Raw genomic sequence first — 26,566 nt, forward strand, 5'->3', positions numbered from 1 at the left:
GTTTCCCCCGCGAACACAGCATTTTCGCTGTCGGCAATTTTGGATTTGTTGATGCGCGCTCAGGCCCTGTGTATTCAGAAAGCCTTGGAAAAGAGCGTGATTCGTGTGGACAGGCGCGAAAACGGTCGCTCAGCCATGAACAAGTGACTTAAGCAGGGATTTCGCCGATGGCCGAGCTTTTCACTCTTTCCGCGCCAGATCTCGCGGCGCTGCTTTGCAGCCGTGTCTGCCACGACATCATTTCGCCGGTGGGCGCGATCAACAACGGCCTCGAACTGCTCGACGAAGGCGGCGCCGACGAAGACGCCATGAAGCTCATTCGCCAGAGCGCCAAGAACGCCTCGGCGCGATTGCAGTTTGCCCGCATCGCCTTCGGCGCCGCGGGTTCCGCCGGCATGATGATCGACACCGGCGATGCCGAGGCCGTGGCCATCGCTTTCCTGAAGAACGAAAAGCCGGAACTGGTGTGGAACGGCCCCCGAGCGCTCTTGCCCAAGAACAAGGTCAAGCTGCTGCTTAACCTCATTCTCGTCGCCAACGCGGCCATACCGCGCGGCGGCAAGCTGGTGGTCACGCTGGAAAGTCTCGAAACCGAGCCGCGTTTTTCGCTGGCGGCCGGTGGCCCGATGCTGCGCGTGCCGCCGAAATTCCTCGAACTGCATTCCGGCCACAAGCCGGAGGAGCCGATCGACGCCCATTCGGTCCAGCCTTACTATACGCTGCTTCTGGCGCGCGAGGCCAATATGACGATCTCGATCCACGCGACCGCCGACGAGATCGTGTTGACGGCTGCATAAGAAGAGCCGAAGTATCTCTATTGCTAATATTTGTGCTGGCAGTGCAGGTCGAGCAATGCCGGCCGCAATGCATGTAACGGCGCTGCGCGTCAAAACGGCGCGAGACGCTCGTTTGGAAAAACTTTACCTAACGGCTTTTCGGCTTCTTTACCAGATTGGCCTATGGTGCTTTCCGGTTGCCGGAAGTTGCCGGTTCGGCAGATGGCAAAGAGGACCCGGTCATGAAGCGCTGCCTGTTCGTCGATGATTCGAGCGTCATCAGGAAGGTCGCAAAACGCATTCTTGGCGGCTCGGACATGATTGTCATCGAGGCCTCGACCGGGGTCGAGGCTGCCGAGATTTGCGCCGGCGAGATGCCCGATGTCATCGTCATCGACGGTGGTCTTGCCGACATCCAGGCGGTCGACCTCATTCGCCGTATCCGCGCCATCGAAAGCTCTGCCCGGCCGCAGATCCTGATCTCGCTGGTCGAAGTTGATGTGGCTGCCATCATGCGCGCCAAGCGCGCCGGCGCCCAGGGCTATCTGCTGAAGCCCTTCAACCGTGCGCAACTGCTCGAAAGCTTCCGCGTCCTGAAGATAGCTGCCTGATTCGCCGAGACCGTTTTCAAACAAAAAACCCGGCCTGAGCCGGGTTTTCGTTCGAATCGTTTGGATCGTTTACGCGCTGACGCGGATGTCTTCGGGCTCGCGCAGCACATAGCCGCGGCCCCACACCGTCTCGATGTAGTTCTGGCCGCCGGACGCCGCGTCGAGTTTCTTGCGCAGCTTGCAGATGAAGACGTCGATGATCTTCAGCTCCGGTTCGTCCATGCCGCCATAGAGATGGTTGAGGAACATTTCCTTGGTGAGCGTGGTGCCCTTGCGCAGCGAGAGCAGCTCCAGCATCTGGTATTCCTTGCCGGTCAGGTGCACGCGCTGGCCGCCGACCTCGACCGTCTTGGCGTCGAGATTGACCACCAGGTCGCCCGTGGTGATGACCGACTGGGCATGGCCCTTGGAGCGGCGCACGATCGCATGGATGCGCGCCACCAGCTCGTCCTTGTGGAAGGGCTTGGTCATATAGTCGTCGGCGCCAAAGCCCAGGCCGCGCACCTTGTCCTCGATACCGGCCATGCCGGAGAGGATCAGGATCGGTGTCTTGACCTTGGAGAGGCGCAGCGTCCGCAGAACTTCATAGCCCGACATGTCGGGGAGATTGAGATCCAGAAGGATGATGTCGTAATCGTAGAGCTTGCCGAGATCGACACCTTCTTCGCCGAGATCGGTCGTATAGACGTTGAAGCTTTCCGATTTCAGCATCAGTTCGATGCTCTGTGCGGTTGCACTGTCATCTTCAATCAGCAGAACACGCATTTCATTCCCCTTTTCTGCTGCCGGACCGTGTCACGACCCGTCCGGGACCGGAGCAGTGATTGCCTGAACAGAAGGTGCCACCGACTGGTTAACAAATCCTAATTTCGTGTCATCCACGATACCAGATTTTTTAACCCCTTTCTACACCCACTTGAATCTAATAACGAATCACAGACCAAAATCGCTAATGCACCACATTAATAAGTCAGCCTAAGTGACTCCAGAGACTCGCTGGCCCGGGCTTCCCGCCGCAGCCGGAATTTTTACCCGGCCTTAAGTCCTCGCCCTTATGATTAACAATGCCCGTAAACGAATGGTTACCGTCGGCAAAAATCTTTAGGGCTTTGTTTCCCATAGCCCAGGGAAAGCCGGGGGAAACGGGCGGCGCTTGGGTCGTTCCGGGCGGACTGGGCGGTATTGCAGGTGTGCGTTTGCGGAGTATCGAATCATGAAGTCACGTGAAAACCTCGTTCGACTGAAGCAGTTTCAGGTGAATGAGAAGCGGCGCCAGCTCTTGCAGCTGGACATGATGATCGCCGAGTTCGAGCGCATGGCCGTCGAGCTGGAAGCGCAGATCATCGCCGAAGAGAAAAAAGCCGGCATCACCGACATCAACCATTTCGCCTATCCGACCTTCGCCAAGGCGGCTCGCCTGCGCCGCGACAACCTCAGGAACTCACAAAGCGACCTCGCCCAGCAGCGAAGCACCGCCGAATCATTACTCGGCGAAGCTGAAGCGGAGCTGTCCAAGGCGGAGATGCTGGAATCGCGAGACACCAAGATCCGCGAAACCGAAATTGGCGGCCGCAGCGCCATGATCGGCTGATCGCCTGGCCATATTGCAATCATGCCGGAGATATCTCCGGCATCTTCAGAACCGGCAATCGGCAGAAATCGGACTCGCCGTCTTCACGGCACAGCGCCCATCTCGCCATGATCGGCCGATGCCCGGGCCCGGGCATCCTTGATTTCCGGCGCATGCTCTTCCGCCCAGGAGCGTATCTGGCTAAGCAGCCCCGCCAGGTTCTGGCCAAGTTCCGTCAGTTCATACTCCACGCGCGGCGGGATGACCGCAAACACCTCGCGCCGCACGAGGCCGTCGCGCTCCAGCACGCGCAGCGTCTGCGTCAGCATCTTGGGCGTGATGCCTTCCAGCTTGCGCGCCAACTCGCCATTGCGCAGCCGCCCGCGCCGCAACGCGCAGACCGTGAGATAAACCCATTTGCTGGCCAGCATCTCCAGCACCGTATGCGACGGGCAGGTGCGCCGGAACGCGTCATAGCCGAATGGCGATCTGTCTTCACTATCCATGAGGTACCTATATATAGAAAAGGTACATACTCGACAATCGAATATTACTATCCAAATGATAGCGGCACATTCATCGAACAGGAGACGTTCATGCGTGCCGTTATCCAGACTTCCGTCGGCGGACCCGAGGTCCTTTTCGTGGCCGAGCAGCCCGACCCGGCGCCCAGACCCGGTGAAGTGCTCGTCCGCGTCAAGGCGGCGGGCATCAACCCGGTCGACGGCGCCGTGCGCGGCGGTTTCTATCCGTTGCTTGGCGAACCGCCTTTCATCCTGGGCTGGGACATTTCGGGGACCGTCGCGGCGCTCGGCCCCGGCGTGACCGCCTTCAAGGTCGGCGACGACGTGTTTGGCATGCCGCATTTCCCCAAACAGGCTGGAGCCTATGCCGAGCTCGCCGCGGCGCCGGCGGACGAGATCGCCGCGAAGCCCGCCGCCATCGACCATGCGCAGGCTGCGGCCTTGCCGCTGGCCGGACTGACGGCCTGGCAAGGCCTCGTGCGCCATGGCGGCCTGCAGGCGGGGCAACGCGTGCTGGTTCACGCCGGCGCCGGCGGTGTCGGCCATCTGGCGGTTCAGATCGCCAAGGCGCGCGGCGCTTATGTCATCGCTACAGCCAGCCCGAACAAGCTCGACTTCGTCCCTCGCTCGGCGCCGACGACGTCGTCGACTACACCAAGGGCAACTTCGTCGAACAGGTCGGCAATGTCGATCTTGTGCTCGACCCCATCGGCGGCGACCATGTCGGCGAGTCGCTGAAGGTGGTGCGTGATGGTGGCGTGCTGGTGTCGCTGCTCGACGTTCACGACGCCACCAGGGCGAAGGCCAAGACGCGCGGTGTCCGCGTCGAGCGCATGTCCGTGGTGCCCGATCGCGAGGGCCTTGTCGAACTCGCCAGGCTGGTCGACGCCAAAAAGCTGATGCCGCACGTGGCCAAAGCTTTCCCGCTCGATCAGGCGGCGGCCGCCCATGCCTTCCTTGCGGCCCGACCCATCGGCAAGGTCGTGCTGACTGTTTGAGTGGAAGACCGCTTCAAAAAGGCGAAAGGGCGCGGTGTTCCGCGCCCTTACGTTTAATAGCTGTCTGGCCTAGTGGCGGTATTGCTGGATCCGCGTGGTGCGCAGCCCGGCAAGGCCGTATTCGTCGATCGATGCCTGCCAGGAGAGAAATTCTTCGGTTGTGAGCTTGTAGCGCTGGCAGGCTTCCTCAAGGCTGAGCAGGCCGCCGCGTACCGCGGCGACCACTTCCGCCTTGCGCCGGATAACCCAGCGCCGAGTGTTCGTCGGCGGCAGATCTGCAATCGTAAGAGGGCTGCCGTCAGGCCCAATAACATACTTGACTCTAGGTCTAACCAGATCGGTCATCGTACTCTCTACTAAAAACTCAAAGACCCAATCCCCGCCACAGTACCGCCACAGCTTTAAAAATTGCCTAAGCGAACCCTAATCACTAGGTAAGGATCATGAACGCCTGGTTAGGATTTCGTTTAGAATTTGAAACACCGGCCCCCAGGCCTTGGTTTTGCCGGTAGGCTCGTCTTGCGCCGCAAGCTGGCGCACACGTGGGGCTTGACCTATATTCCGGCCATTGGCATTGAGCGCCGCACAGTGAAAGCACCATGAACAGCCTCGATCTTCCCCGCCGCCCCGAAGAAACCCGCGTCGTCGTCGCGATGTCGGGCGGCGTCGATTCGTCTGTCGTCGCAGGCATTCTGAAGCGCGAAGGCTATGACGTCGTCGGCGTGACGCTGCAGCTTTACGACCACGGCGCGGCCACGCACCGTGCCGGTTCGTGCTGCGCCGGCCAGGACATCGACGATGCCCGCCGCGTTTCCGAGACGCTCGGCATCCCGCATTACGTGCTCGACTATGAGGAGCGTTTCCGCAAGGCGGTCATCGATCCGTTTGCCGAGAGCTATGTCGCCGGCGAGACGCCGATCCCTTGCGTGTCCTGCAACCAGACGGTGAAGTTCGCCGATCTTCTGGCCACCGCCCAGGATCTCGGAGCCGACGCCTTGGCCACCGGCCACTATATCCGTTCGCGCGCCAACGGCGCGCATCGCGCGCTCTACCGTCCGGTCGACGCCGACCGCGACCAGAGCTATTTCCTGTTCGCCACCACGCAGGCGCAGATCGATTATCTGCGCTTCCCGCTCGGCGGCCTGTCGAAGCCGCAGGTCCGCGCCATTGCCGAGGAGATGGGCCTGACTGTCGCCGCCAAGCAGGACAGCCAGGACATCTGCTTCGTGCCGCAGGGCAAGTATTCCGACATCATCGCCAAGCTGAAGCCGGCCGCCGCCAATCCGGGCGACATCGTGCATATCGACGGCCGCGTGCTCGGCCGCCATGAAGGCATTCTGCGCTACACGATCGGACAGCGCCGCGGCATCGGCATCGCGTCCGGCGAGCCGCTTTATGTCGTCCATCTCGACGCCGACCGGGCGCGCGTCATCGTCGGCCCGCGCGAGGCGCTGGAGACGCACAAGATCTATCTGCGCAACATGAACTGGCTGGGCGATGGACCGCTGTCGGACGTTCCGGCCGGCGGGATCGAGCTTTTCGCCAAGGTTCGCTCGACCAGGCCGCCGCGTCCGGCCGTGCTGCATCACCGCGACGGCGTGACCTCCGTCGAACTGGCCGACGGCGAGTCGGGCATCGCGCCGGGCCAGGCCTGTGTGCTTTATTCCGACGACGGCAACGAGGCCCGGGTGCTCGGCGGCGGCTTCATCGAGCGCTCGGAACGCGGCGCGGAAGCCGAGGCTATGTTGTCCAGGCTTGCCGCAAGGCCGGCGCAGATCCCAGCCGAATAAGTTTCTCAGTCTTATCGCCGCCGTTTCCAGACGCCTCAGGCGGACGAACCGGTGTGGATCACCGTGCCGGCGGTCAGGATGCGCAGCACTCTGATCGCTTCCTCGCCATCGGTGCGCGGCTCGGCGCGAGTCTCGATGCACTGCATGAAATGGGCAAGCTCGCGCGTCAGCGGCATGCCCTCGCCAACCGGCACGTAGGCAGGCTCATTGGCGGTGAAGGCCCACTGGCCGCTGTCCTGCCAGACCGCGTGGCGGTAGACGGCAAGTTTGCGCTCCCAGGGCTCGACGTCGTCGAACACCGCCATCGCCTTGGTGCCGACGACCGTCAGCCGCCGCTCGCGATAGGGATTGAGGCGCGAGGCGAAGAGATGGCTGCGCAGGCCGTTCGGGAAGCGCATGTGCAAATGGGCGAAGTCGCTGAGGTTGTCGAGCAGCGCCGCCCCCTCGCCCCTCACCTCGATCGGCTCGGTACCGGTGATGGCGAGGATCATCGACAAATCGTGGGGCGCAAGGTCCCACAACGCATCGTTTTCAGTATGGAACTTGCCGAGGCCGAGCCGGTGCGAGTGGATATAGCGCACTTCGCCGAGCTCGCCATTGTCGATTAGCGCCTTCAGTGTCTCGAAAGCCGGATGGAAGCGCAGCACATGGCCGACCATGAACACGCGGCCATTGTCTTTGGCCGCCTTCACCGCGCGCTCTGCATCCGTGACCGTCAGCGCGATCGGCTTTTCCACCAGCACGTCCTTGCCGCTTTCGACCGCGCGCACCGCGGTGTCGGCATGGAATTGCGGCGGCAACGCCATGACGATGGCGTCGATATCGGTTCGCTCGAACAGTCTGTCCGGCTCGATCGCCAGACAGTCCTGCTCGCTGGCGAAACCTTCGGCGCGGGCGCGGTTGACGTCGGAAACGGCATGGAGCGCGCCAAGCGCCTTGAGGGTGCGGATATGGTTGCTGCCCCAGTATCCGCAACCGAGGACGGCGATGCGCGGCTTCATTCGCTCAAACTCTAGAATTTCATGGCCGAGACATAGCGACGTGCCCCGCCGAACTCAACCCCGGGACATGCCTTGAGTATCTGTCCGGCAAAGCTTTTCTGGGATGAGATTATGCCGGCCGGATTATGCCGGCATGTCGGCCGCTTCGAAGCTTGACACGCTCACCCTCCCAACCTTATATCCGCGCGACCTTGGCGAACGCCTTGAAACACCCATCCATCCAGGACGGTTTTTCGGGCCATTTGCCACCCTGGCGGGGTAGCTCAGTTGGTTAGAGCACGGGAATCATAATCCTGGGGTCGGGGGTTCAAGTCCCTCTCCCGCTACCACCATTCCCCCCACTCCTTTGACACCGTGGGGGAAAGCACCCTCGCCCAAGAGGGCCGTTAGCCGCCCAGCGATTTCGACTTCAACCCCGCCGATCTTCGACGGATCTCGAAACACCGTGACGGTCTCGATCAGGTCCCGCATCGCCTCTGCAGATTCGGAATCACCGCTAGCAATACCCTTGGCAAGCCCTGCCTGAAGCTGGTTCAGTTGTTCCTCGTAGCGTGCCAGCACCGCAGGATGCAGCGCGACCACTCCGGCCGCGGTGGGCACCTGATCCAAGTCTGCCAAAATGGACTTACGCTCTTCATGCAGCGTTGTTGATTGCGGTCCCAGTACGGCTGGGTCGCCGTGGCCCTTGGCAATAGCGTTGACAAGCCGCTCGATCTCCCGAGATAGTTCTCCAAGCCGTCGCTCCAAACGAGTGCGCCTGGCATCGGTGTCGGCTGCCCAGCGCTTCCGTTCTTCGTGGTACGTCTGGACGTACTGGGCAATCACTTCAGGGTGGCGCAGCTCGGTGGTAAGCCCGTTCAGAACTGCAGCTTCGACGGTATCCAAATAAAAAGTCTTAGGATCAGCGCATGTTCCGCTTTCTGTCGCAGCGGAGCAGCGGATACGAACGCGCTTGGAATTGTCCATGCCTTTTGACGACATTCCCGCACCACAGGCACCGCACCTCAGAAGCCCCGCCAACATATGCCGTGGTCGGCGCTGATGGCTTGGATGGGTGATTGCGCGCGCCTTCTTCCGCGCGTGTGCTGCGTCAAACAGCTCGGGCGAAACAATGGCAAGATCGGGAACTTCAACTATCCGCCATTCACCTTTGGGATTCGGACGCGAGACACGTTTCCCTGTATCAGGATCCTTGATCATCCTGACCCTGTTCCAGATCAAGCGGCCTGCATAAAGCTCATTGTGAAGGAGCCCCGTCCCTCTCTGCGCATTTCCATTGATAGTAGAGGCATTCCAGGCTCGCCCACGAGGCGGCGGTATGCGGTCTCTATTTAGATTGTGGGCGATATCACGCGGTGTCTGTCCGTCGACGTACTCCTTGAAAACACGACGCACGATATCCGCTTCCTCCTCCATGATAAGGCGCTTTCCAGGGTCGCCCAGCACGTAGGAGTAGCCGTAAGTCAATCCACCGGCGTGGAGTCCCTTGCTGATTCGGCCCGCTTGGCCTCTCCGAACCTTGTGAGCGATGTCCTCTCGATAGAGTTGCCCAACCAGACCGCGAAGCCCGACCAAGACCGTGTTCACCACGCCCTCGTGGACAGCACGAATTTCGATGCTAAGAAATGAAAGGCGCTTGTGAATGCCCGCAAGGTCTTCCATGTCGCGAGAGAGGCGATCAAGTGCCTCCACGACGAGCACATCAAATTCGTGCTCACGAGCTTTGTCCATCAGTTGTAACAAACCCTCACGGCCCATGACGGAGCCGCCGGAGCGAGCTCGGTCTTCGAACGTTGCGACAACGTTCAACCCCTCACGCTCGGCATACGTCCGGCATAGCGCGAGTTGGTCGTCTATCGATCGCTCATTCTGAAGATCGGTTGAGAAGCGTGCGTAGATCGCGGTTCGATTCATGATGTATCTTCTCGGCCTGTTCACGCTCGTGATCTTCGCGAGCCGCTTGGCGCGCGAGAGCGCTTGCAAGGCGCAGAATCGCTCTGTCAGGCACTTGGCGCAAGAGCCGTTTGTGCGATTTCACAACCACTGCGGGTAGCGCTCGCTATGGGTCAGGAATAGCGCCAGTTGTGCTCCTGCGGAAAATAGCAGTCCGGAGGATGCGTGGCCTTCTTCAATCCTGCCGAGATCATGATCTTGGTCCATGCCTCGCAAGATATGCTCGTGCTGGAGCCGGGATAGACGTCAGATCGATCGGTCGCAGAAAGGGATAGTAAGGCGTGTTATTCGGAAATCCGCTAGCCTGATCGATTGCTCTCCGTTTTCAGGCTTGTTGGCAAAATCGTAAGTTCAAATCACGGACTTGATTCGGGGCCGAGATTCCGCGGTTGAAAGCCCCCCTCAGCACACGCACGCAGCGCTGTTGACGGTGTCCCCTCGACCGTCTCGCCCCACACAGCCAGTGCCGATCAAGCTTGCAGCGTGTCGGATTCAGAATTTCCAATCTCCTTCGCAAACGCGAGCAATTCGGCTGGAGGTGCCAGAAAGAAAGTTCGACAAGCCTCCAGTTGGCGGGCGTTGCGCGCCAATTCCAGCAAGCGCACGCCATCGTCCCTGTATGATTCCTCGGCCTCGGTATGCCGCTCGATCTCATGGAGAGGCGCGTCTGCTCGAATTGCGCAGTATACTTCTGACAGAAGCAGACCTTCGGCAGGGCGCCAACATCGCATGCGGTGATAGTAGCATGGCCTACTTCTGCCGGAACGCGGTGTGCAAGGACGCCGTCAGTGGTCCCAGAACATAATCCAGCGCGGTGCGTTCCTCGGTCACGATCGTAACCTGCGCCGGCATGCCGGGATAGAGCTGGATCTGTGGTGTCGCGGCGAGTTCCCGCTGGTCCACCGCAATGTCGGCGACATAATAGGGAAAGCCGGTCTTGGCATCGGTCACACGGTCCGCTGAGATGCGGGTGACACGGCCGTGGATCACCGGCGTCGTGCGCTGCTTGTATGACGTAAAGCGGACCTCTGCCGTCATATCAGCCCGGAGGCTGGATATGTCCTCGACGCGGACCTGAGCCTGCACGATCAGGGAATTCCTGGTCGGCACAATGTCGAGGATGGTTTGACCGGGAGAGACGACCGCGCCGGTCGAGAAGATGGTCAAGTCCATCACCTGGCCATCATAGGGCGCGCGCACTTCGGCGCGGTCCATGGTGGCCTGCGCGGCAAACATCTTCGGCACCAGGTCGGCAAGGCTCGACTGGGTGTCGATCAACATGGCCGAAAGTTTTGCACGGCGCTCGTTGGTCAGCTGCGCGATCTGGCTTTCGAATTCCGCCTTGTTCTGACGGTTGCCGGCAATCTCGCCCAGCGACTGGTCGATGAGGCCCTGCAGGTCGGAAGCGGAGCGGTCGAGTTCCAGGATGCGCGTGCGCGTCGTCAAGCCGGCCTTCAGCAGCTTGTTCAGGCCCGCCTTCTCGTCAACGGTCGACTTGAGCTGCGCGCGGTAGGACTCCACGCGCGCCTCCTTGCCTTCGATTTGCTCTTCGAGCTCGGCGATCCGCTTTTGCAGGATTTTCGTGGCGCCGGCCATCGAGGCGCGCTGGCTCTCGAGATCGTTGATCTGGTTGGCCATCGCGTCCTGCAAGTAGCCTTGGTGTTCGGCGGAAATATCTTTCGGGAAGGCGACCGCCGGGCTGCCGTCCAGCTCGGCGCGGATGCGGGCATCCGTTGCGCGCAGCAGTGCATATTGCTGGGAGTAGAGGTTGAACTCTGATCGGGCACGCGTGTCGTCGAGCACGACCAGCACATCGCCAGCCTTGACGACGTCGCCGTCCTTCACGCGGATTTCCTTCACAGTGCCGCCGTCGAAATGCTGGACGCTCTTCCGGTTGCCCTCGACCTTCACCATCGCATCTGCAAGCACAGCACCGTTGAGCGGCGCGATCGCCGCCCAGCCGCCGAAGACACCGAAAAACGCAACGATGATGAGCAAACCGATCCAGACTGGACCCCGGATCGAATCCGGATTGGCGTCCGAGTCGGCGACACCCGAAAGACTACGATAAGTGGTGGCGATGTCGGTCATTGGGTTGCCACCGCCATCGGTGCGGCACGCTGGTTGAGCAGCGCCACGATCTCGTTCCTCATGCCGAAGGCCTCGACTCCGCCATCCCTGAGGAGCAGGATCTTGTCGACATTGGCCAAGGTCGAGGGCCGGTGCGACACGATGATCACGGTGCTGCCGCGACGCTTGAGCTCCAGCGCGCATTCGGCCAGCGCGCGATCGCCATCGGAGTCTAGATTGGAGCTCGGCTCGTCGAGCACGATCAGGTTCGGCGTGCCGAACACCGCCCTGGCAAGGGCGATGCGCTGCCTGTAGCCGCCGGAAAGCATCGCCCCGCCCTCGCCGATCTGCGTCTCGTAGCCTTGCGGCAGCCGGATGATCATCTCATGGACCCCGGCGAGCCGGGCGGCCTCGATCACCTCGCGATCGACATCGGTTTTGAAGCGGCCGATATTAGCAGCCACCGTGTCGGAAAACAGCTCGATGTCCTGCGGCAGATAGCCGATATGGTCGCCGAGCGTCTCCCTGCCCCATTGCGTCATGTCGGCGCCGTCCAGCCTGACCGTGCCGCGGCTCGGCTGCATGATGCCGGCGAGATGACGGGCGAGCGTCGACTTGCCGGCGCCGGACGGCCCGACGATGCCGAGAGCCTCGCCGGCCTCAAGCTTGAATGAGACATCGCGCAACAGCACCTTCTGCAGGTTCGGAATGGCGAAGGTAAGCTGTTCTACGGCGATCTTGCCGGTGGGTTTGGGAAGGTTGAAGGAACGATCGCCTTGCGCGCCGCCGTCAAGCAGCTTCTCGACCCTTCCGAGTGCGGCCCGCGCCAGGATAAGACTGCGCCAGAGCCCGACGATCTGCTCGACCGGCTGCAGCCCCCTGCCCAGAAGCAGGCTCGCCGCGAACATCGAGCCGCCGGTGATCTGCCGCTCGATGACTAGATAGGCGCCAAGGCCGAGGATCAGCGACTGCATGGTTAGGCGCAGGAAGCGGATCATCCCGGACATCAGTGCCGCCCGGTCGCTGGCCTGCCCCTGCCGGCGAAGCGCCATGCCGCGGTCGCGCCCCCAACGGCGGACGAGACCGTCGATCATACCCATGCCACGGACGACTTCCGCGTTCCTCAGACTCATTTCGGTGAAATTGTAATTTGCGGTGGCGAGATCGTTGGCCTGCTTCAGCGGCGCCCGCACCATGTATTCGTTGAGCACCGCCATGACGATGAGGATCAGCGACGATCCCAGCGCGAAGAAACCTAGCCAAGGGTGCAGAAGGAAGATAACCCCGATATAGATGGGCGACCACGGCAGATCGAAGAGGGCATGGATGCCGCTGCCGGTGATCACCTGGCGGAACATGTCGAAATCGCGGATCGGCTGGCTTTGCGCAGCGCCCAGTGACGGAGTCTCGACGGAGGCCGCCAGGATCCTGGCCGAAATCAGCCGGTCGAGCCGGGCGCTGGCGCGTGTCAGGATCGCGGCGCGCACGAGGTCGAGGCCGGCAAGCGCCAGGAAAGCAGCAAGCAGCACGAGGGTCAGCATCACCAGCGTCGTCTCGCTGCCGCTGGTGACGACACGATCGTAGATCTGCAGCATGTAGAGCGGAGATGCGAGGTAAAGCAGATTGATCGCCAGGCTGAACACCGCCGCGAACAGGAAATAGCGGCGGCAGGCGCGAAGCGCTTGCCTGACGACTTTGGATTTGTTGTCGAGACTCAAAATACCCAGCGGAGAACCGCCCCCTGTCCAAACTGCGTGCCCGGGCCCGATACTACTTCCGATCCTTCAACCGACCACGCCACTCGCTCGTAAACCTGCCGTAAACCTTAATTCGTAAGCTAAATGCCCGCTCGAGCAGAAACTGGTGAGCCGCGCGTGGTCGCGGGCTCGCCCTCTTCCATCACACCGCGAACTCGCTCGTTCCGCCGCTGACGCCGGTCAGCGTGAACTCCGCCGGGTCGTATGTAACGACGGTGTGCCCCTGACCATCATCCGCGAGCTTGAAGCCGTTAGCATCGTAAGTGCCGAGCAGATGCAGCGTCGCATTGTGCGCGCCGTCCGAGACGGTCAACGTGCCGCCGCTGCCATCCTGGCTCGCCTGATAGGCGACCGTCGTTCCGGTACCGAACAGGATGTCGTTAAGGTCCAGCTTGTCGTCGTTGGTGACGCCGCTGATCCGTCCGCTGTAGTCGAAGGAGTCGTCGAGCTCCAGCGTGCCCGCGGCATTCTCCACGAAGGTGACGTCTAATGACGAGGCTGCGCCGAATTCCAGCTTGGACAGGTTGCCGATCGTAGCATCACCGTCGCCGGTGACTTCGCCGTGGATGATAATATTGCCGCCATTGGCCTCGATCATGCCGAAATTCGCGACTCCGCCAGCGACGACCAGTCCGCCCGAACCGGTCGCTTCCAGCGTGCCGGAGTTGGTGACGACGCCGCCGCCGGTGTCGATGACTAGGGCATTGGTCCCCGTGGCGATGATGGTGCCCCTGTTGTCGATGCCAAGCATTCCATCACCCAGCTGGCCGGCGCCCGAGATCGTGTTGTCGACGTTGATCAGCGTGACGTCCGGACCGGTGCCGGAAATCAAATTGGCGGCATTGTCGGACAGGACGATCTGGCCGCCGCCCTGCAGGGTCACGCCGTGCTGGATGACCTGCAGCAGGGTCTCGTCGCCGGTCGAGTTCAGCGAGATAAGGCCGCTGTTGTTGACGGTGCCGCTCAGCGGCAGCAGGGCGCCGTCACCGAGTGTCATGGTGCCAGGATTGTTGACCACCGGCGTTTGGTCGAAGACGAAATTGCCGGCACCAAGCGCTGAGGAATGCACGCCTTCCAGCGTGATCGACTGCCCGTCGGCGAGTGTGATCACCGCGTTGCCATGAGCATCGTCGGCGATATGCGTTTGCAGGTCACCAAAGCTTGCCAGCCCGTTGTAGCCGATCAGGTCGATCTGGTCGGCGGCCGCGTCGAAGCTGTGCACCGTGTCGTTGCCGATCGGCTGCGAGAAGACGAACAGATCGTGCCCGCTGGAGCCGGTAAGCACATCATCACCCGACCAGGCGAAGATCGGCGATCCCGGAGCATAGGCCTCGACGTTGTCGGCCATTAACATGTTGCCCGTCGTGCCGTCGGCGTTGGTCCAGCTCATCTGAACGTCGAGCACAGCCGCGCCAGCGTAATCGGTTGGAGTGGTGACCGTCAGCTTGTCGACGGCAGTGGTCTGGATTGTCCAGGATCCGTCGGCATTCTGCGTCGCGCCATCGATGCTCCAGCCGGAGGGCATGTCTCTCACAGTGACAGTGACAAGCGCGCCTTCATGCGATGGATCCGAGAGCGCGAGATTGATCGGCTCGCCGGCGGTGCCGGCAGGCTTTGCCACGCTCACAGTTATGGAGTGCGAGATGCTGGTATTCGCGCCATCGCTGACGATGACGTTGATCACGCGCGGTGTTTGGTCATGTGCGCCTGTCTTCGTATCTGCGTATTGCAGTCCTCGAAGAATAGTCTGATAGGTGGCGACTGTTGCTGATCCGGTGATTGAAAGAATTCCTGTAGACGTGTCGTAGTTTACGGTCAGCCCGGCAGCACTAGCGGCAGTGCTTGCGGTCGACGTTAAGGACAAAAACTCCTTCGGATTGCCAATTCCATCATCGGGCCGGTTGGTCAACGTCGCAGTCAACGATGTCAGCGTCGTCGAATCCGCATCGGTAATTGTTGCCGACGTGGCGATCGATAGTGGCGAGCTTTGCGACGGATAGCTAGCTGTCGCATCGTTTCCCGAACCCGGTCCATTCAGGTCGACAACCGGCGCTTGGCCTCCACCCGTCACATTGATCGTAGCCGTGGCAGTCCCGGTATCCGTGCCACCGTTGGCCGTTCCGTCACCATCCACCAGCGTGTATGTCACGGTCTTGGTCGCGGCCGGGCTGGTCGCGTTGGAGTAAAGGATATGGTCGGCCAGCGCCGCGACCGCGGCTTGCGTGGCGTTGGCATTGAACGTGACGACGAGGTTCGACCCGTTCGTGCCGCCGGAAAAGGCTCCTATCGTCGTACCCTGGTAGGTTACATTGCTACCGCTCACGCCTATCTGACCGACGCCAGTCCCCTGGTTCTGAACGGTCAGTTGGTCGGCCGACGTGCCGTTCGCGGTCAATGCGACGGTGAGCGAGCCGCCGTTGAAATCGGCGGAGTCGATATCCGTGACCGTGCCCGAGGGCGCAATGGCTGTGGCGGCGGATCCGGCCGCGTAGTTGATGCTCGTCGATATTCCTGCAGTGCCACTGTTCAGGTCAATGACCGGTGCGTCATTGGTGCCGGTGACGGTGACGACGACGTTCTGGCTGGTCGAACCGCCATGATTGTCGGCCACCGTGACCTGGTAGGTCTCCTGGACCGTCTGACCGGCCGCCAGGAATTGGATGGCCGAGTTGTTGACGCTGTAGTTCCAGGTCCCAGTCCCGCCGGTGCCGCCGGACGTGTCCAGCGTCTTGGCTGCGGTGAGCGAGCCGAGCTGAAGGCCGCCTGCATTGGTCGACGACAGGAAGGTTGCTGTTACTGTGTGGGTGTCAGTCAGGTCGACATCGGTGAAGCTGACCGTGCCGGAGGCGGTCTCGGTCGCACCCGCCGGAGTATCTTCCGTCACCGACCCGGTCGCGGTCGCGCTCATCGTCGGGTTGTCATTGGTGCCGGTGATGGTGATGACGACATCGCGGGTGACGATGCCGCCGTGCTGGTCGTCGAGCGTGACCGTATAGGTCTCGTGCACGACCTGCCCGGCCGCCAGCTTGTCGACAGCCGAATCCGCGGCGCTGAAGGTCCAAGTGATCAGCCCGCCGGAACCGGTGCCGGTGGTGTCGGTGGTCTTCACAGCGGCGAGCGAGCCGAGTTGGCCGCTGTAATCGGTGCTCTTGAAGATCGCCGAGACCAGGTGCAAGTCGGTGAGATCGACATCGCCGAATGCGATTGTGCCGGTAGCCGTCTCGGTGGGGGTATGAGCGTCCTCGGTGACCGCGCCGACCAGCGTCGCGGCGCCAATCACCGGCGCGTCATTGGTGCCGACGATGTCGATCGTCACCACCTGGGTGGCAAGGCCGCCATGCTGGTCGTCGACCTGCACCGTGAAGCTGTCCGCCAGATGCTCGCCGGCGGCGAGCGCGTCGACCGCGCCGCTGTCGCTCACCGTATAATGCCAGGTGCCGTCTGCATCGACGCTGGCCGTGCCGTAAGTCGCCGCCACGCTCACCGACAGCGTGTGGGTGTCGGAGGTGTCGACGTCGCTGAAGGTGACCTGGCCGCTCGCCTGCTGCGCCGCGGCCGGCAGGCCGTCGCCTTCCGAGACGTTGCCCGACTGCGCGGCCGAGGTGATCACCGGCGCGTCATTGGTGCCGACGATGTCGATGACGACATCGCGGGTGACGACGCCGCCGTGCTGGTCGTTGAGCGTGACCGTATAGGTCTCGTGAACGACCTGCCCGGCCGCCAGTTTGTCGAGAGCCGAATCGGCGGCACTGAAGGTCCAAGTGATCAGCCCGCCAGAACCGGTGCCGGTGGTGTCGGTGGTCTTCACAGCGGCGAGCGAGCCGAGTTGGCCGCTGTAATCGGTGCTCTTGAACACCGCCGAGACCACATGCACGTCGGTAAGGTCGAGATCGCTGAACGCGATGGTGCCAGTGGCGGTCTCGGTGGGGGTATGAGCGTCCTCGGTGACGGCGCCGACAAGCGTGGCCGCGCCGATCACCGGCTTGTCATTGGTGCCGGTGAACTGAATGGTGGTCGTTGCCCAGCTCAGCGTGCCGTTGCCGAGTTGAATGGCGTAGGTCAGTTTATCGGTGAGAACCTGGCCCTGCGCAAGCGACTGCAGCAGTGCGTTGATATCGGCGGTATTGTAGTGAATCGTTCCATCGCTGGCGATCCAGATACGCGCTCCGAGCAAGCTTGTGTCGGTGGTTCCGGTAAGTCCGGCGTTGTCGTTGGTGCTTGAATATGTGGTGTCGCGGATAAGCAGATCCGACGGTGCCGGCGTTTTGGTGGCTGTCGACGCGCTGATCGAATTATCGATGGAGTAGAGTAGCTTCGCAGACCCACCCAGATCGTTCGCCAGGACATTAAGGATCAACACGCCAGTCGAATCTTCAGAGAAGTAGAAGGCTTCGTCCTTAGCCTGCGGTGTGTTCGAAAAGGAAACAGTCGTACCACCCGCATCCGCGATCTGCTGAGTTGCCATTTTTTATCTCCCCAGACCGGCGCGCCTGGCGCCCGCCCATTTGCCGTCCGCAAGACGGCAGACCACCCCATGCCGAAAACATCGGCGTCCAATTTGGGAAGGAGAAACGATTTGCCCTTCAACTAGGCGCAACTCAACAGTTTCCGCGAACTGCCATCGCGGATCTGCAGTTACCACACGGTCGTGGCTACGACGGCTTAGTCGCCGCGGCTTTCCCCTACCCCAGTAGCGCCTAACTCGTTGTTGCCGGTCGGGAGATAATTTGCGCTACCTTTATATTAGGATATTATTAACTCTGCCAAGGCGTGCGTCAACGGGCAATTCGATAAACAGTTAATGACGGCAGACGTACCTGTACGATACGTAGGGTAGACTGGCTTAAATGTTTCCGAAGTTCAAATGGTCGCCCATGAATGGGCTGGGACATTCCTGCTCTGCTAGCCGTCGTGGCAGCATCAAGTCGGAGCAAAACCGTTAGCCAGGCGCGGATACAAGTAGAATTCTGGGGCTCTTCGCGATCGTTGACAATCAGCCAACGACGCCAGCTTAACTATGCACCGGAAACTTCCCCATGGTGTCGGACCGCCCCAACAGCAGGTTCAGGACGACGATCGCCGGGACGGAGCAGGTGCCTAGATCGCGCCGCCCCCACCAAATAGCCCGGATCGGTTCCCAGCACTGGCATTTTGCCGAAAATCGACTAAGAGATTCAGCCAATTTGTGAGCGGGGATATTTGCATGTCCGACGGGAATAACGAAGACCCGCCCGAACTAATCGGGGACGCGAACTCGTCGCTGTCTAAGGTCGGGCAGCTGGCCGAATCCGAGAAGCCCGCCCAGGTCCCCGCCGTCAATCCGATGCAATCGGTCTTCCCTGAATACATCATCTGTCTCGAGGACGGTAAGCGGTATAAATCGATGAAGCGCCATCTGCGCGTGCATTACGGCCTGACCCCAGAGCAGTATCGTGAGAAGTGGGGCTTGGGGCTCGACTATCCGATGATGGCCCCTAACTCGGCGGCTCAACGGTCGGCCTTGGCGAAGTCCAACGGGCTTAGCCGCCATCCTGGGATCAAGCCCGTGACGATCGCCAGCAAAAAGCGCTCGACCCGTTGATTTCCGAGCCTGCCCGTTCTGCGCAAGGAGCGATGCCAGGAGCCTTAACCCAGAAACCGATTGGTTGCGGAAGCCCCTGCGTAACCTTCTCTAGGAAAGCCGTATCGATGCCAGCGACGACAGCGATCTTTTCTCAGATCGCTTCAGAAAGCTCTAGGCAACGCTATGCCCAGGAACTGTGTGATGCCCGCTCGGCGCGAAGCGAAACTCAAACGGAGGAAATGCGCGCTCGTGAGATGGAAGCTAGATTGATGGCAGCGACTAGCGGAAGGCGGGCTATCTCGGTCTACACTCACTGTGATTATCCTCTCATCCTGGACTGTCAGCAACGGGCGAGCTGCCATCGACCTGGGAGGAGTGGTGGGAAGGTTTCAAAGCTTTCGAGGCCAAGGAACGGCACCATGGTGTGCTTGTCACAAGGATTCGCATCCACGCAGGTAAGTTCAAAGCCTGGTTGCAGGCGAACTCGCTTACGTCATCGGAACAGACTCGGCAGCAGTACGCGCTGCGGCGCTTGGAGATGAAGCGAGCCCGGAGGGCAGCGCGGCGCGCCGCGGAACTGGCGCCATTTGGCGGATGGCCACAGGTTCCGGAACCGTCGCCGTCGCCTTAGCCGCATAGGGTGATAATGGTGTTAGCATATGTCCTACTGGCGGTCGTGATAGGGGCTGTGCTGATCATCGAGGATGCCTGGCAGGGCTGGGTCACGCGTGATTTGGCCCACTTGGCCGCTGGACATTTGATCACGATGCGGCAATCCGCTTGGGGGCCTACATAGAAGAGCAGCGCCGCCCGCCAACTTGGGCTAGGTACGTGGTTCGCGCCGCTGAGCGGACATCGAATAGCCCGCCAAGCTATGTTGGATATTCGCGGAGCCGGCTTTCTGTGCCACTACCCGTCAGCCGGAGGTCAAAAAGTCGGCGCCCGCCTCAAACGCAAAAACCGCCCCGGTTAGACCGGGACGGTTATTGATTATGATAAAATTGGTTGCGGGGACCCGCAGCCCCGGCCAAATAGACCCGCAACACTGAGGCTAAAGCGGACGAATGGGGACTAACAAAGCAGTAGAGGTATGCGATCCAGAGGCGTGCCAGGGGCAAGCCGGACGACGCCGCATGATCGCCTGGCTCGCCTTCACTCTGTTCGCCGGTGTCGTCGTGGCGCTGGCTCGGTGGCCCTTCTAAATCTTTGCGAATAAAGCCTTGGCTGCCGCTAGATTGGCCTTGTAGCTATGCTTGTATTCGAAAAACGGATGCGTCAGGGACGAACTGCGTGCCGCCCACGCCTTAACATCCCATCCTGCCTCGATCAGGTCCGAGACAGCAAATACGAATTCCAGCGACTTCGTGAAAAACCCTGCAGAGTCTTGGAAGTTGGCAGCATAGTTGACCTTGCTTGGCGTGCCGTGAACGTAGTGATTTCTACAGTTCACGGCCTCATCCAGGACCCAGTTTAGGTCCGGGAACTTGCCACCCAACGCTTCTATAATTGGTGCGGCACGCCAGCGAACTTTATGCTTGAGGGCGCTTTTGCCTAGCCGACCCAGGGCGTTGAGAATGCTGCTGCGTTCCGCGCTATCTGGCAGCTTGCTGAAGATATGCCTGCTCTGATCTCGGGCTGCAATCAAATCCTCGGACAATTCGATGTCCTTGGGCACTGCCGAGCCCGGAAGAATATCGAACATATTCGCCGAGCCTACAAGACGATCGATATCGAACACCTGCGTTCGCAGCGAATTCGAGTATCGCGAGCGTGCATCCATCCAACTAGGCGCACGTTTTAACCAATCGGTCAAAACGTTAGAATATTCTTCAGGTCTTCGGACGGGGTCTATGGGCAAGTCAGCCGGATGCGGCGGGCTGCCCGGAAACCGAACATGGGGTTTCATCGTGCTGTACACCTCAAAGATCCTAGGTGGGCCATCAAGAGTGGAAGAAGGCGCGAGCAATCGCATTTCCTCCATTCGCTGAGGTCTACCCGCTATCATTGAGAAAAAGGGTTCAAGGCGTAAGCCGATTCGAGGACGTCGCTGAAAGTTCGGGCCGACGCGAACGCTATCTCAACCCAAATGCTGTTCACAAACCCGCTCCCTTGCGGTCCCCCAACGGACATCGACGGCAGGTTCTGTGCGGAGATTTGTCCGATGTCGGTCAGAACTTCAATGATGGTGTGTCGGCCTGTGAAGTATGCAATTTCGGGATGTTCGCCTTTGGTGATTTCTCGGCCGCTGATATTTGATTGGGCAGCCAATATGGGATCGATGAGCCCGTCAGGGTGGACTACAGTCCCGAAGGCGTCGAAATCGTAAAACAGGTTTATGGCATCGGTCAGAACGAACGATATTGAGGTGAACAATGCGTCGTTGTCGCCGACGTGTGTTTCCCCAAAGAGTATGTGATGCGGGAATATTTCGAGCCGATATTTGGATGGCCCCTGTGAATCGACGCTGCGGGTAGCCCGCATTGGAATGCAGTCGAAAAGGGAAAGCCGCACAGTCTGGTCGATTAGGCCATGTACGGTTGGGTCCTCCAGACCATAGCCACCATGGTCGACATCCAGCAGCACCAGTGTTGAGTCGTTACCGTCAAGCACGACCTCGCCATAGATGTCCTTTTGCGATGGAAGGGCGAATTTTCCGAGCCCCCTGAAACCATCGACCCACTTCTTCTTCATCTGGTCCCTTCCACTATTTTCACCAGCGCGGGGACGGCTAGCGGCCGGAACATTTTCGTCGCCGGGTGAAGTTCTGAACCTTAGTTTTAATCCCCACGGGAACCAGGGTCAGCGCGAATAGATGTGAGCAAGTACCGAGAAGGCGACGGCGATCGAGTGTTTCGATGCGGTTGGTCTTCAAGCACCCGCAGGATGGCTCTGCCGGGCGAATTAAACTGATTGTTGCCGGGCCACCCATTGCGTGTGCTCCCGTGAAAAAGCCTGTTCCGCCTCATTTACAAAACTTGAGAACTCGGCCTCGGTCGAAACCTCGCCGATTCTGCCGACGATAATTCCTATCTCATGGGCCGTCAGCGTATAAGATGAAGCGAGCTCATTGAACTTCTTGACCTGTGTCCATCCAACGATGCTAGAGGCAATGACGATGATCGCCTCGATAGGCCATAGCTCGTGATGGGGATATGCAATCCTCAACAAGACAAGAAGGATGGCTATCGAATAGGCGATGCCTCCCGCAACCATCCAGTTTCGACTGGCGGTCTTATTGGAACCCGCCTTCTTTGCGTACCAGTTGCGCTGTTCATGGATCCTGTGTTTGTCATAGAACGATTTGCGATCCTCCAATGACATCGCCCGCGTGCGATCGGACCTGCCGCGCTCGGCTGCAAGAACCATCTCTGTGTGCAGCGAAGGCGGCGTCCAGCAGGCGCAACTGCGCTATCCGTTGAATTTTCAAGCAATGTCGCCAACCAGCGGCGGCTCACCCAGACCGACCTAAAGGATGGACACTCGGCCACGCTGCCAGCAGTTCTCGGGTATAGGCATCGCGCGGCGACTGGAACAGAGACGCGGCCTCGCCGATGTCCACTACCCTGCCGGCCCGCATCACGACGGCGTTCTCGGCGATCAGCCGTACCACTGCCAGATTGTGGCTGATGACGACAAGCGTGATGTTCTGCACGCGCCTGATGTCCTGCAAGAGGTTGAGCAGGTCGCCCTGGACGGAAACGTCAAGGCCGGCGGTCGGCTCGTCCGCGATCAGGATGGAGGGCTTCATAAAAAGGGCGCGCGCTATCGCCACCCGCCTCGCCTGCCCGCCGCTGATTTCATGCGGATATTGTCGATGATACTGTCCGGCAGGCCGAGTCGCTTCAGGATGACAAGCAGACGCTCATGCGTTGCCGCATGCGGTTCTTTCAACACAGTGCCGACCTCGTTCATCAGTGTGCGGATGCGGCTGCGTGGCGACAACGAGGCGGCTGGATCCTGGAAGATCGGTTGGACAATGAGGGCGCGCTGCTTGAGCGCGGCACGCCCCTACTGCAACGGCGTGTCAAGGATGCGGATTTCGCCAGCGTCCAGTCGCTGCTGGCCGAGCACGGCACGCATCAGCGTCGTCTTGCCGGATCCGGATTCGCCGACGATGCCGAAGCATGTACCCGGCGGGATCGAAATCGAGACGCCGTCCAACGCCACCGTCTGGCCGAAGCGCAACCGCGCATCATGAACCGCGATCGAATCGGTCATGGCGTCACCAGCCGAAAGCAGCGGGCGCCATGCGCCGCGTTTCCGAGCGATCCCTCTCACCTTACGGCCGCGTTGCCGAAGGCGCGCCGCAAGGGGCGCATCTTTGAGGACTATTTGCGTAACTAGCGTGGGGCGACCGCGATCATGCCGTACAGCGCAAGGTCCGACCGGGCGCTCCGATCGCGGCGCCGATCACCTGGGCGGAGATGAAGACGATAGATGCGCCCTCGCATTTCCATGTCGGCGACGCTGCTGAATTGAAAAAACGCGCAGTCCGCAAATCCCTGGCGGGGTGGGGCCGAGCTGACCAATCGTTGCCGGATCTGTAGCCCCATTCCGCGAAAGGCAGCAAGACTGGATTAGGGGCGTCGCTGCCTTGGCCTGAATGGAACCTGCGTAGATTGGCCCCGTTTGCCTCGACCATGGCAAGAACCGATCCGCGGACAGTCGCCAGCCTCTTAAGGGAATATGCACATCGCACGTCACTGCGCGGGGACAATCCCTATCGCACCAAGGCTTACTTGCGCGCGGCCGATAGTCTGGCTGCGTTGTCGCAGCCGCTCGATCGGCTCATCGCCGCAGGCGCCCTCACCAGGATCCCGGGAATCGGTGACGCAATCGCAGACATTGTGCGCAAGCTCTATGAAACGGGCACGCATCCACGCCTTGAGAAGCTGCGCGAGGAGGTGCCAGCAGGTGTGATGGAGCTTTTTGCCGTGCCTGGGCTTCGGCCCGACAAGATCCTGAAACTTCATCGGGCGCTCGGCGTGAACTCGTTGGCTGAGCTCGAAGCCGCAGCAACGGCAGATCGCATCCGGCCACTTAAAGGCCTCGGTGCTTCGCTTCAGACAAAGATTCTGCAGAACCTGGCTATAGCGCGAAGCGGCGAAACACAGCTTCACCTGCATAAGGCCGCCGCTCTCCTCGAGCATGCAGTTGTATCCGTGAAGCAAGAGCATCCGGAGTTTTCGCGCGTGGAAATCGCCGGTGATTTCCGGCGCGGTTGCGAACTTGTTGCCGATCTCGCGCTGGTAGCGCTGGGAAAGCAGCCGATCGAAATCGAGCAGTCCACCCTCAGGCTTGTCGTCACGGACAAGAAGCACTTTGGCGCGAGCTTACTCGAAGCAACCGGTTCGGCGGCCCATCTTGAGCAGTTGAAGATGTATGCGACCGAGAGGGGGTTCGCCCTCAGACCCGATGGGCTCTACCGCGGGAAAAAGCTGATCGCATCAGCGACAGAGGAGGAAATCTACGAAGCGTTGGACCTGCAGTTCATTGAACCCGAACTACGCGAAGGCAGGGACGAGATTGAGGAGGCAGCGAGGCGGCACCTCCCTACTCTCGTCCGGGATGAAGATCTGCATGGCATCCTGCATTCTCACACGACCGCATCCGATGGCACCGAGACGCTTGAGGCAATGGCTGAAGCGACCCGCAAGCGTGGGTTCGAGTACTATGGTGTCGCCGACCATTCACAGTCGGCCCACTACGCGGGTGGGCTCTCATCGCAGGAGGTTGCCGAACAGCACCGCGAAGCCGATCGGTTGAACACGAACTACGGTGGAGAATTCCATATCCTGAAGGGCATCGAGGCAGACATCCTAGCCGACGGCTCGCTTGACTATCCGGATCACGTCTTGAAGCAGTTTGATTTTGTTGTGGCGAGCGTGCACAGCCGCTTCAAGTTGCCTAAGCAAGAGCAAACGGATCGTATCATCCAGGCAATCGCGAACCCTCTGACGACAATCATCGGGCACATGACCGGTCGCCAGTTGTTGCGTCGCCCCGGCTATGAGCTTGACATCGACAAGGTCCTCAGAGCGTGCGCGAGATATGGCGTCGCTGTCGAAATCAACGCGCATCCGTGGCGGCTCGATCTCGACTGGCGGTGGCATCAAAAGGCACTCGACTACGGCTGCATCTTCAGCATCAATCCGGACGCTCATTCAATCCGCGAACTCGACCACATGCATTGGGGTGTCGAGATGGCCCGCAAGGGAGGTGTCCCCAGGACGCGCGTTCTCAATGCGATGGGTTTGGCGGCTCTGCTTGCGCACCTTTCAAAGCGCAAGTGCACGTCCAAGACCGGCGGCAAGCGCCGCTCGCCTGCGCGGAAAGCTATCGCATGAGGCTCGAGTTCCTGTCGGCAGAACAGGCAACGGGTCTCGGACGGGCCGCCGCCGGTATGGTTCCCTAGCGCGCCGTCAACGCCAGCAAGGAACCTCATAACGCACTCTTTCCTGTGGCGGTCAACATGCCCTTCGCAGGTCAAGTGAGAACATGCAGAGACCCTCTGCCTCTCAGCGTTTAGACCGGCGTTTTACGTTTTGGATGCCGAGGAACTTTCCCCGTGGACCAAGTTCGGGATTGTCTTCGTTGGGGGAGGTAAACCCGTGCAAGGTCGAAAGCTCGTAAACGGCCGCGCTTGTCAATCAGATCGATGCGGTTCGGTGCATCGGCTCCAAGCCGAACTGGAAATCCTGGCGTTCTGGAATGAGTGAACGCTAATAAAGGCGCGTCTTGTCCGGCTGGGACCGTGCTGGCGAACTATCCATCAGGGCAAGGTCAGAGTGGCGCTCGGATGTCAATTGAGAGCCAGCTCGCGGAAGGCCACCGCTTGAAAAACCCTCAAGAAGACTATGCTGCCGGCGGGCCATGGGATTGCACCGGCCGCAGGAATAGCCGCGCGCCTATTTCTGCGTGAGCCTTCGGTCTGGGGCCGGTTGCGACCATTGGCCCCTCCCGGAACGTAAGGCGGTTCCTTTCGTTGGATGAACTGACGTTGGCAGATCCCGACGTCAATCGACCAGGCAACAGGAGGAATTTCACCAATGATCCGCAAGATACTAGTTACGGCCGCGACGGCTGCTCTCATGTCGACGGCGCTCTGCACGGCGGGTGCCCACGCCGCAAATACCAGCAAGCCCGCTATCCAGACGGAGGTTGTTGCCCCGGTCACTGATGGCAAGCTCGTCTCCAAGATCATGGGAGCCGCGGTCTATGACAGCACCGCTGATGACGCTGCGAAAATCGGCGATGTTAATGACATCGTCCTCGACAAGGACGGGAACGCCAAACTTGTCGTCATTGGCGTCGGCGGGTTCCTTGGCGTGGGGGAAAAGAATGTGGCCTATGATTTCAGCAAGCTTGAATGGGTCAACAAGAAGGGCGATCGCTGGTTAGTCGCGAAGACGACGAAGGATGAGCTCAAAGCTCAACCTAATTTCGATACGAAGGCTTATGATACCGCGGCAGCGTCGACGTCCCCACCCACCAACAGCACGGCCGACAGCCAGGCGGCCAATGGCAAAACCGATACCACTGCGACGGCCTCGATTGACAAGTCGACCTTGACCGAAATGCCGTCAGACAAAATCAGTGCGGCAAATCTGATCGGAACCAACGTCTATGGCGCAGATGATGCGAAGGTCGGCGAGATTGGCGACGTCATCCTGACTGGTGACAAGAAGGTCGACACAATAATCGTTGATGTAGGGGGCTTTCTGGGCATTGGCGAAAAGAAGGTCGCCGTCGGTATGGAGAACCTCAAGTTCATGACCGACAAGAACGGCAACCGTTACCTCTATACGAACTTCACCAAGGACCAGCTGGAGGCGCAGACTGCCTACGACAAGGCCACTTACGCCCAAAACCGGGACAAGCAGCGCATCATCGTCAACAAATAAAAAAATCATCGCTAAGCGCTCGCCCGTGTGGCGGGCGCTTAGACTGGAA

Annotated in this window: 20 protein-coding genes, 1 tRNA gene and 2 pseudogenes; 10 read left to right on the forward strand and 13 right to left on the reverse strand. The window is 60.3% G+C overall.

Annotated elements, in window-relative coordinates; translation table 11 throughout:
- The first annotated feature begins 167 nt into the window (after positions 1–167).
- Together FJ418_RS01260 and FJ418_RS01265 are read left to right on the forward strand one after the other, a co-directional pair.
- A complete protein-coding gene (locus FJ418_RS01260; RefSeq protein WP_140645675.1) occupies positions 168–797 on the forward strand; it encodes a histidine phosphotransferase family protein in 630 nt (209 codons plus the stop codon).
- A 221-nt stretch (positions 798–1,018) separates the two neighbouring features.
- Positions 1,019–1,387, forward strand: coding sequence for a response regulator (locus tag FJ418_RS01265; RefSeq protein WP_140863231.1), 369 nt, complete (start codon positions 1,019–1,021; stop codon positions 1,385–1,387).
- A gap of 69 nt (positions 1,388–1,456) precedes the next feature.
- Here the strand turns inward: FJ418_RS01265 and ctrA are convergent, their stop codons facing one another.
- Positions 1,457–2,152 (reverse strand): cell cycle two-component system response regulator CtrA, encoded by a 696-nt coding sequence (gene ctrA, locus FJ418_RS01270; RefSeq protein WP_006203583.1) that lies wholly within the window; start codon positions 2,150–2,152, stop codon positions 1,457–1,459.
- A 448-nt stretch (positions 2,153–2,600) separates the two neighbouring features.
- Between ctrA and FJ418_RS01275 the strand changes: the two genes are divergently transcribed.
- Positions 2,601–2,978, forward strand: a complete 378-nt coding sequence (locus FJ418_RS01275) for a flagellar export protein FliJ (protein ID WP_140645772.1) — start codon at positions 2,601–2,603, stop codon at positions 2,976–2,978.
- A gap of 83 nt (positions 2,979–3,061) precedes the next feature.
- On the opposite strand, the gene FJ418_RS01280 is transcribed toward FJ418_RS01275, so the two are convergent.
- Positions 3,062–3,463 (reverse strand): helix-turn-helix domain-containing protein, encoded by a 402-nt coding sequence (locus FJ418_RS01280; RefSeq protein ID WP_140653233.1) that lies wholly within the window; start codon positions 3,461–3,463, stop codon positions 3,062–3,064.
- Between the two features lie 90 nt (positions 3,464–3,553).
- On the opposite strand from FJ418_RS01280, the pseudogene FJ418_RS32230 reads away from it, so the two are divergent.
- Together FJ418_RS32230 and FJ418_RS32235 are read left to right on the forward strand one after the other, a co-directional pair.
- Positions 3,554–3,787 (forward strand): annotated as a pseudogene (locus FJ418_RS32230) (alcohol dehydrogenase catalytic domain-containing protein); the annotation flags it as partial.
- Between the two features lie 158 nt (positions 3,788–3,945).
- Positions 3,946–4,479 carry a zinc-binding dehydrogenase gene (locus tag FJ418_RS32235; protein WP_246682910.1) on the forward strand — a complete coding sequence of 178 codons (534 nt, stop codon included), beginning with the start codon at positions 3,946–3,948 and terminating at the stop codon, positions 4,477–4,479.
- Between the two features lie 69 nt (positions 4,480–4,548).
- On the opposite strand, the gene FJ418_RS01290 is transcribed toward FJ418_RS32235, so the two are convergent.
- Entirely contained in the window at positions 4,549–4,824 is a 276-nt protein-coding gene (locus FJ418_RS01290) for a DUF1153 domain-containing protein (protein WP_006203587.1), read from the reverse strand.
- 254 nt (positions 4,825–5,078) lie between these two features.
- On the opposite strand from FJ418_RS01290, the gene mnmA reads away from it, so the two are divergent.
- Positions 5,079–6,269 (forward strand): tRNA 2-thiouridine(34) synthase MnmA, encoded by a 1,191-nt coding sequence (mnmA, locus tag FJ418_RS01295; RefSeq protein WP_140653229.1) that lies wholly within the window; start codon positions 5,079–5,081, stop codon positions 6,267–6,269.
- A 35-nt stretch (positions 6,270–6,304) separates the two neighbouring features.
- Here the strand turns inward: mnmA and FJ418_RS01300 are convergent, their stop codons facing one another.
- Positions 6,305–7,270, reverse strand: coding sequence for a Gfo/Idh/MocA family oxidoreductase (locus FJ418_RS01300; protein ID WP_140645671.1), 966 nt, complete (start codon positions 7,268–7,270; stop codon positions 6,305–6,307).
- Positions 7,271–7,522: 252 nt separating this feature from the next.
- Here FJ418_RS01300 and FJ418_RS01305 point away from each other — a divergent pair.
- Positions 7,523–7,599 (forward strand) — tRNA-Met (locus FJ418_RS01305).
- Here FJ418_RS01305 and FJ418_RS01310 read toward each other — a convergent pair.
- The 4 genes from FJ418_RS01310 to FJ418_RS01325 all read right to left on the reverse strand — a co-directional run bounded on the left by FJ418_RS01310 (position 7,556) and on the right by FJ418_RS01325 (position 17,515).
- On the reverse strand, positions 7,556–9,184 hold the full coding sequence (locus FJ418_RS01310; RefSeq protein WP_140863443.1) for a recombinase family protein: 1,629 nt from the start codon (positions 9,182–9,184) through the stop codon (positions 7,556–7,558). The two genes, FJ418_RS01305 and FJ418_RS01310, sit on opposite strands and share 44 nt — an antisense overlap.
- A 789-nt stretch (positions 9,185–9,973) precedes the next feature.
- Positions 9,974–11,314: an HlyD family type I secretion periplasmic adaptor subunit gene (locus FJ418_RS01315; RefSeq protein ID WP_140863233.1), complete on the reverse strand. Its 1,341-nt coding sequence runs from the start codon at positions 11,312–11,314 to the stop codon at positions 9,974–9,976.
- Positions 11,311–13,011 (reverse strand): type I secretion system permease/ATPase, encoded by a 1,701-nt coding sequence (locus tag FJ418_RS01320; protein ID WP_140863235.1) that lies wholly within the window; start codon positions 13,009–13,011, stop codon positions 11,311–11,313. Before FJ418_RS01320 ends, FJ418_RS01315 begins: the two co-directional genes overlap by 4 nt.
- Positions 13,012–13,192: 181 nt before the next feature.
- Positions 13,193–17,515: a VCBS domain-containing protein gene (locus tag FJ418_RS01325; RefSeq protein WP_140863237.1), complete on the reverse strand. Its 4,323-nt coding sequence runs from the start codon at positions 17,513–17,515 to the stop codon at positions 13,193–13,195.
- A 738-nt stretch (positions 17,516–18,253) separates the two neighbouring features.
- On the opposite strand from FJ418_RS01325, the gene FJ418_RS01330 reads away from it, so the two are divergent.
- Positions 18,254–18,631 carry a MucR family transcriptional regulator gene (locus FJ418_RS01330; protein ID WP_140659863.1) on the forward strand — a complete coding sequence of 126 codons (378 nt, stop codon included), beginning with the start codon at positions 18,254–18,256 and terminating at the stop codon, positions 18,629–18,631.
- Positions 18,632–19,811: 1,180 nt separating this feature from the next.
- Here the strand turns inward: FJ418_RS01330 and FJ418_RS01335 are convergent.
- From FJ418_RS01335 to FJ418_RS01355, 5 genes and pseudogenes are all read right to left on the reverse strand, one after another.
- The gene (locus FJ418_RS01335) at positions 19,812–20,351 is read right to left on the reverse strand and encodes a HEPN domain-containing protein (RefSeq protein ID WP_140863239.1); all 540 of its coding nucleotides are present in this window, start codon (positions 20,349–20,351) and stop codon (positions 19,812–19,814) included.
- A 263-nt stretch (positions 20,352–20,614) separates the two neighbouring features.
- Positions 20,615–21,304, reverse strand: coding sequence for a hypothetical protein (locus tag FJ418_RS01340; RefSeq protein WP_140863241.1), 690 nt, complete (start codon positions 21,302–21,304; stop codon positions 20,615–20,617).
- 210 nt (positions 21,305–21,514) lie between these two features.
- Entirely contained in the window at positions 21,515–21,979 is a 465-nt protein-coding gene (locus tag FJ418_RS01345; protein WP_140863242.1) for an SLATT domain-containing protein, read from the reverse strand.
- A gap of 85 nt (positions 21,980–22,064) precedes the next feature.
- Positions 22,065–22,418: pseudogene (locus tag FJ418_RS01350) on the reverse strand (ABC transporter ATP-binding protein); the annotation flags it as partial.
- 203 nt (positions 22,419–22,621) lie between these two features.
- Positions 22,622–22,831, reverse strand: a complete 210-nt coding sequence (locus FJ418_RS01355; protein WP_140863246.1) for an ATP-binding cassette domain-containing protein — start codon at positions 22,829–22,831, stop codon at positions 22,622–22,624.
- A gap of 422 nt (positions 22,832–23,253) precedes the next feature.
- On the opposite strand from FJ418_RS01355, the gene FJ418_RS01365 reads away from it, so the two are divergent.
- Together FJ418_RS01365 and FJ418_RS01370 are read left to right on the forward strand one after the other, a co-directional pair.
- Positions 23,254–24,960, forward strand: a complete 1,707-nt coding sequence (locus tag FJ418_RS01365) for a DNA polymerase/3'-5' exonuclease PolX (RefSeq protein WP_140863248.1) — start codon at positions 23,254–23,256, stop codon at positions 24,958–24,960.
- Positions 24,961–25,662: 702 nt separating this feature from the next.
- Positions 25,663–26,517: a PRC-barrel domain-containing protein gene (locus FJ418_RS01370; RefSeq protein ID WP_140711037.1), complete on the forward strand. Its 855-nt coding sequence runs from the start codon at positions 25,663–25,665 to the stop codon at positions 26,515–26,517.
- Positions 26,518–26,566 lie beyond the last annotated feature (49 nt).

The organism is Mesorhizobium sp. B2-8-3 (assembly GCF_006440815.1).
In the GTDB taxonomy this organism is placed as follows: Bacteria; Pseudomonadota; Alphaproteobacteria; order Rhizobiales; family Rhizobiaceae; genus Mesorhizobium.